General features: G+C 32.1%; 12 protein-coding genes. 1 reads left to right on the top strand and 11 read right to left on the bottom strand.

Going from position 1 to position 11,747, the window contains the following annotated elements:
• Positions 1-117: 117 nt before the first annotated feature.
• From M0214_RS14465 to M0214_RS14435, 7 genes are all read right to left on the bottom strand, one after another.
• Positions 118-498 (bottom strand): hypothetical protein, encoded by a 381-nt coding sequence (locus M0214_RS14465; protein WP_248723272.1) that lies wholly within the window; start codon positions 496-498, stop codon positions 118-120.
• On the bottom strand, positions 495-935 hold the full coding sequence (locus M0214_RS14460; protein ID WP_248723271.1) for a hypothetical protein: 441 nt from the start codon (positions 933-935) through the stop codon (positions 495-497). Before M0214_RS14460 ends, M0214_RS14465 begins: the two co-directional genes overlap by 4 nt.
• A gap of 648 nt (positions 936-1,583) precedes the next feature.
• On the bottom strand, positions 1,584-1,856 hold the full coding sequence (locus M0214_RS14455) for a hypothetical protein (RefSeq protein ID WP_248723270.1): 273 nt from the start codon (positions 1,854-1,856) through the stop codon (positions 1,584-1,586).
• 148 nt (positions 1,857-2,004) lie between these two features.
• Positions 2,005-2,535, bottom strand: a complete 531-nt coding sequence (locus tag M0214_RS14450) for a hypothetical protein (RefSeq protein ID WP_248723269.1) — start codon at positions 2,533-2,535, stop codon at positions 2,005-2,007.
• A gap of 141 nt (positions 2,536-2,676) precedes the next feature.
• A complete protein-coding gene (locus M0214_RS14445) occupies positions 2,677-3,363 on the bottom strand; it encodes a V-type ATPase subunit a family protein (protein WP_248723268.1) in 687 nt (228 codons plus the stop codon).
• Positions 3,364-3,745: 382 nt separating this feature from the next.
• Positions 3,746-4,477 (bottom strand): LytTR family DNA-binding domain-containing protein, encoded by a 732-nt coding sequence (locus M0214_RS14440; RefSeq protein WP_248723267.1) that lies wholly within the window; start codon positions 4,475-4,477, stop codon positions 3,746-3,748.
• Positions 4,474-5,511, bottom strand: coding sequence for a sensor histidine kinase (locus tag M0214_RS14435; RefSeq protein ID WP_248723266.1), 1,038 nt, complete (start codon positions 5,509-5,511; stop codon positions 4,474-4,476). Before M0214_RS14435 ends, M0214_RS14440 begins: the two co-directional genes overlap by 4 nt.
• A gap of 213 nt (positions 5,512-5,724) precedes the next feature.
• Here M0214_RS14435 and M0214_RS14430 point away from each other — a divergent pair, with 213 nt between their 5' ends.
• Positions 5,725-7,002 carry a DUF5686 family protein gene (locus M0214_RS14430; RefSeq protein ID WP_248723265.1) on the top strand — a complete coding sequence of 426 codons (1,278 nt, stop codon included), beginning with the start codon at positions 5,725-5,727 and terminating at the stop codon, positions 7,000-7,002.
• A 464-nt stretch (positions 7,003-7,466) separates the two neighbouring features.
• Here M0214_RS14430 and M0214_RS14425 read toward each other — a convergent pair whose 3' ends face one another.
• The 4 genes from M0214_RS14425 to M0214_RS14410 form a co-directional block, all read right to left on the bottom strand.
• Positions 7,467-8,138, bottom strand: a complete 672-nt coding sequence (locus M0214_RS14425; RefSeq protein WP_248723264.1) for a hypothetical protein — start codon at positions 8,136-8,138, stop codon at positions 7,467-7,469.
• A 174-nt stretch (positions 8,139-8,312) separates the two neighbouring features.
• Positions 8,313-8,846: a hypothetical protein gene (locus M0214_RS14420; RefSeq protein WP_248723263.1), complete on the bottom strand. Its 534-nt coding sequence runs from the start codon at positions 8,844-8,846 to the stop codon at positions 8,313-8,315.
• 148 nt (positions 8,847-8,994) lie between these two features.
• A complete protein-coding gene (locus M0214_RS14415) occupies positions 8,995-10,104 on the bottom strand; it encodes a hypothetical protein (protein WP_248723262.1) in 1,110 nt (369 codons plus the stop codon).
• Complete coding sequence (locus tag M0214_RS14410; RefSeq protein ID WP_248723261.1) at positions 10,076-11,662, bottom strand: DNA methyltransferase; 1,587 nt, start codon at positions 11,660-11,662, stop codon at positions 10,076-10,078. The genes M0214_RS14415 and M0214_RS14410 overlap by 29 nt, the downstream gene beginning before the upstream one ends.
• Between the last annotated feature and the right edge of the window lie 85 nt (positions 11,663-11,747).

Below are 11,747 nucleotides of genomic sequence, written 5' to 3'. Positions count from 1 at the left end.
GTAGTTGCGTGGGTTAGCGGTTAACTTTGCAAGTGCACACCAAGCTGAAAATCCTCGCGGATTTTCAGAAGTAGGCGAGAACAAGCAATTACTTATAGCCATTGTTGTACACCGTTTTTATTTATTTTCTAATATCTGTTCAACATATTTTCTGTGATTGTCAAATCCGTTATTTTCGGGATTCTCCAAGTCAACCATTCCATCAATTCCAGAGTCGTAAATCTGCCAATTATACTTTTTCGATAATTCAATCAAGGCATAAATTGCGTTTTCTCCATATAATGAAAGCATAAAATTGCTTGAATGCTCGTTGTCGGCAAAAAAGTCAATCGTAAAATCAGTTCCGATTATTTCTCTGTGATTTCCGTCCTTTTTTAATTGGTCAAATGATTTTTCTAATATTCCGCTAAAGTCAGTTGGTTTGAGTTGGTTTTCGTCCAGTTCAGCAACCGATTGGATTTTCTGTTTTGAATTAAAAAGTACAATGTCCCAACTCATTCCTGCGCTTTTTTTAATAATTGTTCCAAACCAGCATTTTCCTTTTCCAACGCTTCAATCTCATCTCCAAGAATTCGATTGTCATCCCTTAATTTACTATTCGTAATTCCTTGATAAATATTCCAAATCAGAGACAATCCAGCTATTCCAACACCAATCCATTTTACATAATCCGTTTTTGGTTTTAAGGACTTTTTGTAAGCAAACCAATCTTTGTGGTTATTAGCAATTTCAAGTCCAATTTCTGAAAATTTAATTGCGTGGTCAGTATGTTTTTCAAATGGCGAGGATTTAATTAATAAATATCTGATTTTTTGAAATCGGTCTTCTCCCCATTCCATTCCGCTTAAAAACGAAAAGTCTTTAAACATAACGTATGGTTTTTCGGCAGATTTTAATTCTTGAATTGCTTTATTAATTATCTCGTTTTCGTTCATTTCGCAAATGGTGTACAACGGTTTGTATATGATTTGTTGCGAGGTAAGGTAACAAATTCAGCAAGTACAAACCGAATAGAAAATCCGAGAGGATTTTCGTAAGCAAACTATGACTAGCAATAAATTATATACGTTGTTACCACACGTTTTTTATTAATTATATTACGGTTTATTCATTCCGCCGTTATTAAGTGAGTGATTTATGTTAATTAAGTTCTTTGATATTTTGATTAGTGATTTGAAAAGGGTGCTGTTAACACCCTTTAGTTTACTTAAAATAGTATCAAGTAAAGCACTCCAAGTTCGAGTAGAGAAATTTTAATCTCGAACTTTTTAAACTTAACATAAATCATTTGATTTAGTTTAGTCGTTAGAAAACCTCCTAACTAAATTAAGCCTACGAATGATGGTTTTGCATTAAAGTGAGTACACCAAACGTTAACTATATTCAACTCACTATCTTATATCAAAGTTCTTTTTTAGCATTTTATAAATTTTATATTATGTCAAAAACTATTGAGCAAGTTGTCAATGAGTTTGAAAAAAAAACTAAAAATGTCAACGAAATAATTGAATCGCTCAAAATAATTGAACAAAATAAAGTTCAATTATCAAAGTTTGGTTTTAGTATGACTTATAAAAATGAAATTATTTTTTAAGATTGCTATTTATCTCTTTCTTAAAATTTTCACAGCAAAAGTCTGTTAAATCATACTTTAATTTATCATTTGAAGCGTTAACACTTATTGTAATTGTTCCTTTTGATTGTTTATCATGTTCGGAACATTTATAGTCTTTAAAAATTTTATCAAACTCATGTTTGACAGATTTTAAAGTTTCGTTAAAAGTTGCTTCTTTTAATTCGGTCATATACGCTATAAGTGGCTTTGACTTATAATTTTTAGTTTTAATTTTTATCATGGTGTTCGTTTTTCAAATGTGTGGTAACGGTCTCGTATAACCGTCAGTTACGGGTTAATAAGCGTTAATTTTCGGTTTGGCATTGACGTTAGCAATTCCGAGTGGATTCGGACGTAGTCGAATCCGCCGTAATTGCGGTTATACATTGTTACCCAACGTTTTTTATTCGGTTTCTGTATTTCCATTTGAATTGGATTCTATTCCAAAATGAGTTCCATTCGTGTCTTATTCCGCCAAGTTCCCAATTCACGTCATATTTTTTTGACTTGTCACTTACATAAGGTGGAATTCCAACTTTGCAATGTAGCATTGGCTCGTTATTTTTTACTTTTTTGTAATAGTCAGATTCAAGTGCTGATTTCGGATAATATCGAATATCAACAATCGTTTCGTTTTTCCGACTTTTATAAATTTCCAGATTGATGTCGTACAGGTTTTCGTAAATCGATTTTAATTCAGTTGTTGCGTTTTCCAGCGTTACAGGTTTCTTTTTTCGATTCGCTTTATTCCTCTCAAGTCTCTGGATTTTAAAATTTCGAGAGTCATTTTTGATTTCCGAAATTATGTAGCTCGTATTTTCCGAAATGTTATTCCAACAAGAGTTTCTTGCCATTTCTAATAGAGTAGAAGTAGCCTCTTTTAAATTCAATTCAAGATTATTTTTCGTGACGTTTTTCAAAATGTTGGGTAACGGTTTTGTATATGATACGTTGCGTGGTTTAGCACGTAATTTAGCAAATAAAAACCGAATAGAAAATCCGCGAGGATTTTCGTAAGTAAGCCTTCACTAGCAATGGATTATATACGTTGTTACCTACAGTTATTTATTTCCAAATTTCACTAATTCAGGTTTTATAATTACGAATTCCTTTTTTCTCGGAAACTTTCCGTGTTCAAAAGTTAGTTCAACACTATTTGCTTTCTTTTCAAGTGTTTTAATGTCAACATCATAAAAGTCCGAAATCACGAACGTTTTATTTTCATAACCCAATTCAGTCGGTTGAATTAAAATATGAATATCCGTTTTAGAATTTTCAGTTTCAAGAGGTAAACTTTGTCCATTATAAAAAGTCATTACTCTCACAAAAAAGTCATTTCCATATTCCGATTTGACTTGGTCAAAATCACGAAGAATAGATTCAAATTCCGATTCAGACGTTTGAGTAATTTCAGATGTGTGTTCATAAACGAAAAAATTGTCTGAAATATCTAAAGTGTCTTTAAAATCCTTTTTATCAATTAATTTTCTTTCTCCGCTTTTTAATTTTTCCGCAACATTTATTTCAGAGTCCGAAGTTTGCACGAAGCGATAATAATCAGAAGTTTGAGTGTTTTCGAACGTTTTATTTTCTTTTTCTAAATTCTCAATTTGAGTTTGTAATTCCGAAATCCGATTTTCTTTTTCGGTTAATTTTTCGGTCAATTCTTTTAATTCCGATGAAGTTTGTTTTGAGTCACAACTTGCAATAAAAATCAAAGTTAAAATCAGTAACGAAATTTTTTTCATAATTGTAGGTAACGGTTGGTATATGAAAAGTAGCGTGTTAATTTGCTAGATTTTCATTATTAAAACTAAAGTAATAAAAAAGTGCAAAACTTCGAGTCTTATACTTAGTGAGCTATTTTTTATATACGTTGTTGTACGCTGGCATTTTCCGTTCAGACTGTCATTCAGCATTGGCGTGAAAGCTCTTTTAAATTTGTGAGGCACGAGAAAACTTTGAAAGTGCTTGAACTAGCTTTGGTTTTAGGTACTCCATTCTAATTGTTTAAATTTCTGGTAATGTATATTAGAAATAATACGATTATCTTGATTTTCATAACAGTTCGTTTTTGATAATTAATATGGCTTTCCTTTAAGTGAAACTATTGATTAAAGAGAGAAGATTTTAAACAATTAACTTCCTGATGTTTTCCAAATAGCTTCGGCTAACTTTGACAATATCTCCATTGGTCATAATGAGCTCGTAACTCGAAGGATAACTGTAGGCTTCCTTTACCGCATTGATATTGATTACGGTTGACCGATGTACCCTGATGAATTGTTGGGTGTTCAGTTTTTCTTCCAGTTTTGAAAGACCGTAACTCGTTAAGTGCGAATCCTTTTCTAAAATCAGTTTTGCATAATTGCCATCTGCTTTAATGTAAATAATGGTGTCAACAGGAATATTTATGAGCTTATTCCGAACCGATACCAAAATATTGGTTAAATGAGTTTCTTGTTCGTTTAAACCGCTTACCAAGTTTTGTAACTGAGATAAATACCCCTTATCATTATCCATAATTTTTTGAACGGCTTCGTCAAACCGTTCTTGCTTAAAAGGTTTTAAAAGGTAGTCCACAGCGTGAACCTCAAAGGCTTTAAACGCATATTGGTCATAGGCCGTTGAGAAGATGATTTGTGGCATTTTATCTAAACGTTGTAATACTTCAAAACCTGTAAACCCTGGCATCTGAATATCTAGAAATACTAAATCTGGTTTAAAGGTATTTATGGCCTTTACCGCATCAACACCATTGTTGCATTCTTCAATAATGACCAAGTCTTTATGGGGTTGTAAAAATTCTTTAATCAGCTTTCTTGCTGGCTCCTCGTCATCAACGATAATTACCTTTTTCATTGTGTTTCAATTTTTTCTAACGGAATGGAAAATTTTACACACAGTCCCTTGGGCTTGTTTTCTGTTAGTTTTATTCCTGTTCCGTATATTTTTATAAGTCTTTCATTAGTGTTGGATAGTCCAACGCCTTTGCTTAACAATGTATCTTTTGATTCACCATTAATGCCCTTACCTGTATCGGAGATAGAAATTTCGAGCTCATCATTACGACGGGTCACATTAATTGTAATATGACCGCCTTCTATTTGTGGCGAGATACCGTGCTTTACACTATTTTCAACTATAGGTTGAATAATGATAGGTGGTATTAGTAGCTCTGCTGATTCTCTGTCAGCAATTATCTCATAAGTCAGCCTCTTTCCAAATCGTTCTTTTTCCAAATCCAGATATTTTCTAACAAATTCCAGTTCTTCTTCCAGAGGTATTCGTTTTTCTCGAGAAGCTTTTAATTGATATCGAAACAAATCCGAAAGTTCGTTGACCATATTTCGGGCATTTTTCGCCGTCGTTGGTATAGCAGAGTTTATTGTGTTGAACACATTGTACAAAAAGTGGGGATTTAATTGTGCTTTTAGAGCCGATAGTTCGCTTTCTGCATTCAATCGTTTCAGTTCAGCAGACAATAATTCTTGTTCCCTGAGTTCTTTGGAATATATATAGATGTGAAAAATGCCAAATTGAATCGCATAAAAAAGAAGGGTTAGATACACATCCCAAACCACGCGTTGCCCTTGAAGCCTAAAAAGGCCATAATAATCACAGAGTACATAATACACATAAATCCATATCAATGTAAACAGTGGCATTGTGATTAGGTGTAGCCATCCTTTCTTCCAAATGGAAAGTGACCTTAGTTTTTTAAAGAAAAGCCAAATCAAGGGAATGGTCAATATAGCTTTGAGCACGAAGTTTATTATCATACCCATTGGGTTGAGCCACCGACCAATATCAATGTTCAGTACAGCTTGATAGAACACACCCATAAGTGCATAAAAAAGGACGATAAGTAGGATTTCTTTTTTCAATGTATTCAAATATAGTATTTACAAGAAACGATTATTAATTCATTGAATGGCAAATATTTAAAATAAATTTATTTCCCAAAAATGGAATCTGGCGAGTTGCAATATAGCCGTGTGAATGAATTATTGCAGTTCAAATGATTATTTGCCCGCCCGACACAAACTGCTTTTCCAACATTCAGATTCTCAATTCATTTGCAGTATCAATTTTCAAATCGAATTATTATGAAAGCAATTAGAACGTATCGCATTAGTATATTTGTCCTTTTGGTTTGTATCTTTTTTATGCAAGCATTACAGGCGCAGAATGGTGAAACACCACAAAAAAGGAAAACTAACGCTATTAGTGTTCCACAAATTCTATTTTCGGGTGTGTTGTTTGAGAATCCAGAGAAAAACCAAGTTTGGTATATCTCAAATGCATTCGAGCTGTTTTCAGCAAACACCGTGGAAGGTTTTGTGTTCAACCCACAGGTAAAGTTTACTCAAAATTATCAAGATGGTCGGTTTTTTAGCTTAAATCCAAATCTCAGATATGGATTTGGGAACGAACGTTTTCAAGCACAATTGAAAACACAGTATTTCTACAATCCGAATAAGAATGGACTGCTTGAACTGTCTGGTGGTCGAGCTATTGAACAACTATATGATGAAAGTACACTAAGCGCATTCAATAACACTTTGTACACTTTCGCTTTTAGCGAAAACTTCTTGAAAGCTTATGAGCGGTCATACATCGAATTTAGCCAAACAGTATCTCCGTTTAAAAACTTTCTTTTAAGCACAACCTTTAGTTGGAATGAGCGGAATCCTCTGAACAATCTAACCAAATATGAAGACGATGAAGACTTTACATCAAACAACCCTGAAAATGTGGAACTTGCAAATACAGCTTTTGAAAAAAACACGGCTGTAGTGTTTGAGGCAGAGCTACGTTGGCAAATAGGTCATCGTTTAGAAAGAAAGAGAGGGCAATTGATATCCAAAGGGAAATATCCTGCACTTACACTTTCCTATACAAATGCTAATGATGACATTCTTGGTGGCGATGTCTCTTATGAAAAACTTTCTTTAAGTATTCAGGATGATTATGAAATAGGCTATAATCGTGGAAGGTTTTTTATTGAGGTTGGTGATTTCCTTAAAAAGGATAATCTGACTTTTGTAGATTTCAATCATTTTAAGGGGAAGGAAACGGTGTATGGAACTTATGGCAATAACCAATTTCAGTTATTGGAATATTATAGTAATAGTACAGCAGATTTTTATATTCAGGGACATTACGAACATTATTTTGAATCACTCTATACTATTTATGATGAAGTAAAGTTTCAACCAGTTGTGGGGGTAAATTATCTTTATACAGAAGCTAGCGGAAATTATGTTGAGCTTGGTGTTGGGATGGATAAAATTTTTGACAACTGGCGAGTTGATTTTTACAATAGTTGGCGTGATAGTAAATACGAGAGTTTTGGGGTACGCATAGGATTTAATATTAACTAATGATTCATTTTCATACACTGAATTTATTGCCTGTTAGATATTGAATATTCACTGTAATTTTTCCAATATCGGGTGGCGGTGGGGAAGTCAAGCTCTTTTGGTTTTTTCAGCGTTGGGTTGAGCTTCGGCAAAAACCAAATGTGCTTGAATGTGGGATGGCTCTTTTTTCAGCTTGCGTACAACGGTTCGTGTAAGAATCCGTTGCGTAAATTTAGAGAAAAATGAAAGAAAAAAGAAACAAAATTAGGAGTGGACGAGGACTTTCCGAAGGAAATGTCCGAAGCAATGGTTTTTACACATTGTTGGCAAACGTTTTTATTTAAACTCATCATGATAAAAACTTTTTTTGGATATATATGTTCAGTTACCGTTGGTTGGCTTACTGCTCTGGGTTTTATTCAATTTTGGAATTGCTTATTTATAGTCGTAATAATATTGGTTTATGAAGAGTTACTGAAAAATGATTAATAGTTACCCACCATTATTGATATTGAATTGTCAGCTGGATTGACCTTAAAGACGAATTTTTTATATAAAGGAGAAGTTGTTACATAAGTTGATAACTTACCATAATTCGGATTATTTTTTCCAAAAATATACTCTGAAATCAACATAGATTTTTCATACGACCTAATGTTTCCGCTAGATTGCTCTATGTTTAAGTTAATACGTTTGTTTATGTCTAATTTAGAATTAATATAATAATTTAAAGAATCTTGTATGATTTGTTTTTCTCTTAACGAAAGTGTTATTGGTTTTTCGCCAAAATTATTTATTGTTCCATTATCTCCAATAATACCTGAATTTGTACCGAAATTAGAGTTTGAACCATTAGTAATATTATTGCTAGGTCTTTTTTTTGTTATTGTTCTTACCACCTCTTTTGTTATGGTGTCATATACTATTTTATTGATAGTGTCATATTCAACAACTTTAATAGTGTCAACAATTTCTATATTTCTAGTGTCAATATCGATATATTCCTTGTATTTTATCCTACCACCATTAAATAGTATTGCAAAAATGAATAAAAGACAAAGAGGTAATGTGACTCCTAAAATCCAAAGGGTTGTTTTAGGATTTTTCTTTACGAAATTTAAAGGCCATAATTTGAGTTTGTCTTTAAGCTCTTTCATTTTTATATGAGGGTCAAATGTTTGCCAACGGTCTCGTATAACCGTCAGTTACGGGTTTATATGCGTTAATTTTCGGTTAAGCACTGATGTCAGCAATTCCGAGTGGATTCGGACGTAGTCGAATCCGCCGTAATTGCGGTTATACATTGTTGGCTGTAGTATTTTTTCCATCCGTTAATATATTATTACCAATTCCGATTCTTTCCTGCACCAATTATTTACGTTTCCATTTTTGTCAATTAATAGATAATAAGTGGTGCTTTTTCTTTTATAGTTTTCCGATACAATTACATAAAAATTCTCAAAATAATCTTTTTTATGATATGGTTGAGAAATTCTTAAATTCATACCGCTACTACTTTTAGATTTTTTAATCCGAAACTGTTTTTTGTCCAAGTTGTCATAATTCATTATGTGAGTTGGGGAATCAAAATCCATTTGTTCCAGAGCATAAATTCCAAAAATTTCCAGTTCCTTTCCCTCTGTCAATAATTCTCCAGACAGACACTCATTAACTTGAAATTTATAAGAAGAGAAGTGAAAGTCAGTCGTGTATTTAGGAATTTTTATTCGCTTGTCGACAGGGAATTTTGTCAATAAACTGTCTTTGTAAAAATCAAAAGCGATTTGTTCAAAAAAAGGAATTTCAACTTGCCCAAATCCAAGGTTGAAACTTAATGCTAATATTATAATCGCGATTTTTTTCATATTACAGCCAACGGTCTAGTATAAGAATAGTAGCGGATTTTCACTCACTAACTTTTCGGTTAAACACAGACCATTTTTGTATTTACTTACTTTTGTTTTAGCGATTAAACCGCTATTATTTTTATACATTGTTAGCCACTGGCTTTTTTTATCCACTGTACTTGATGAACAAAATGTCAGATTTACAGTTATAAGTCTTTTGGTCTCCTTTCCAATAAAATTCAGTTTCTAGGCTAGACATATCCATTGATAAGCTGTCTAAATGCTGATTTATTTTTTCACGTAAGTAGACAATATTCCTTTTTAATTTCCAGCTATTAGACATATCATTTTCGTCTGTCAAAACTAAAAAGAAGCGGTTAGAAGCATCAAATCTAGCTTCTCCTTGGTTTTCATAAAACCATCTTTTTAATTCTGTTGGATTTTCTTCAGCTTCCGATATTATTGCCTTTTTGTGTTCGTTTAAGTCTGAAATAAAGTCTTTAGCTTCTTTTCTTTGGTCTTCTGAAACTATGTTATGTAAGTGAAGTTTTAATGCTTTACTTTTAAGGTCATCAGGAATATAAATCTTTAATTTCCTACAAATTTGTTTTAACCTTGTAAGTTCATTTCCATAACCTCTTTCTTTCAATTTGTCAGCTAATAGTTGTTCAGGGAAATATGTGACTTTTAAATCAAAAGGAATGTCATTAATGAAGAAGTCAATTTTTTTTACCAAACCTACTGTCGGCAATACTGTTTCGTGGTCTTTGAAAAGGTCTTCAATCAGAATCGAAGTCCAGTGATTATACCAAGAGTTTAAAGTATAACCTCTTAAACTAGAAAGTAAATTTCCTTCAATTTCTTCGTTAATTAAATCATAAGATTGAATTTTTTTAACGTAGTTATTTACTATGTTTTTTTCAAGACTGTTTCCGAATGAACCTCCCCAGTCAAAATGTTGTAATCTGTTAAGTTGGTCAATTAAATAATCTTGATTTTCAATTCTTTCAGCTCTCTCTGTTCCATACTGTGAATTAATAAAATCGTTAATTTCATCATCACTAATTTGTTCCAATTCGAACAAGTGTGCGAAATATTCTTTTGATTTTAGTTCCGATAAATCTATATCGTGTAATTCTGCGAATTCCTCCATAGTGTCTTTTCGAGACATACTACGAAGTTTTAAAAATCGGATTCCAAGAGAATCGTTTTCTATGCTTGGGAAATCATTTCCTCTAAAGCATTTATCAAGTTGTTTGAAGTTCAAATTGGTCATTTAATATCCATTGCTTTTGTTCCGAGAATTCAAAATTCTCTGTTAATATTTTAAGTAGGTCAACATCTCCAATAATTATTTTATCAGAAAAAACCTTTTTCATTATCCTCAAAAATATTTCATTAGTATCCAATCCTTCTTCTTCGAGTAACCATAACTCTATCTGTTCTTTGAATAATTTAGCTACTTCTTTGTCCGTTTTGTTGATTGTCTGTTCAGGATTAGGATTTTTTTGTAGTGTAACGAGAACATCTCCCTTTACGGTTTTTAGACGGTTAATTTGTCTTGGTGTAAAGGATTTTTGAACAAGCCACTCATAATCTTTAAGTTCAAAACCATTTTTGATACAAGCATTTGTAATAGCCTTCCATTCTGAACCTGATAAAGAATGGTATGTCAGTGAAAAATATTTGTTTGGTTTAAGAACTCTTCGAATTTCTGAAAATGCTTGATTAATTTCTTTTTCGAAATTATTAATATCCTTTTCTCTTTCTTTGCTGTCAGATATTACAATTTCATTTTCATAATCTGGTATAAATTTTAACCAAGAGTTCCATATAACACTTTGTTCAAAATAAGGTACAGCATCTCCGTATGGTGGGTCTGTAAAAACATAATCAATAGAATCACTTTTTATATTCAAAGATTTAGCATCATTTTGAAGTGTTTGATAAGAATTTGAGTATTCTATTGGGTAGAAGTTAAATTCTCCAACGGGTTCAAATTGATTTAGGAAATCCTGTTTTCCTTTGATTATCTTTTTTAATCTATTTTCGAAATAATGAAGCACATTATTTTCTAAGTATGTTTCTCCAATATAAAAACCAGTCATCCACGCACCTGGTGCCATTGGACCTCTGCTTTTTATAGGTGGCAATAATTTTGAACAATTTGCTAAATTAGCTGTAAAAGCTACTTTCAGAAAATCCTTTTCTTTGCCTTTAGAATGTTTATCTATTAAGTGCAATAATCTTGCGTGGCAAGCTAAAGTTCGTTTTGTAAATAAGTCAGATACATTCATTCCGATTTTAGCAGAAATTCTAGAATTCTGAATTAATTCTGTGGTTGGAAACCAATCGGTAATTTTTTGATTTTTTTCAAATTCGAGATAATCGTTTGATTCAATTTTCGAAAAATTGAATTCAATACACTTTTTTGAACCTATAGGTTTGAATTTACCCATTAATGGAACGTCATTTTTATCCCTTAAAATTGTTGTAAGTTCAATTTGCTTTTCATTGTAAATAAAACTAAACCATTTTTCATTAAATGGTTGAAATTCAGTTTTGATTTTTTCCCACTGTTTTTCAAGAAGTTTTAAGTCAATATCCTTTTCTAAAAGTTGGACATTAATATAATTCGCAACAGGGTTAAGGTCATTTGAGATTACATTTCTATTTAAAATGTATGCTTCTGAACAGAAAACTCCGTACCCAGAAAATGGGTCTAGCACAGTATCTCCTTCATTTGAATATTTTTCAATTAATTCTTTAAGGTTATTTGAGGGTTTTTTTCCCCAATATTTGTGCATTTCGTATCTGTCTCTTTTTTGTTTCAAACTTGCAAATATTTAATTTTCAAAGGTACGAATTTTAAATCTTGTTCGTGTTTTTTTCAGCTTGTGGCTAACGTTCAGTATAAGA

The sequence above is a fragment of the Seonamhaeicola sp. ML3 genome (assembly GCF_023273855.1).
Taxonomy (GTDB): Bacteria; Bacteroidota; Bacteroidia; order Flavobacteriales; family Flavobacteriaceae; genus Seonamhaeicola.
This window is presented reverse-complemented; position numbering and strand designations above follow the sequence as displayed.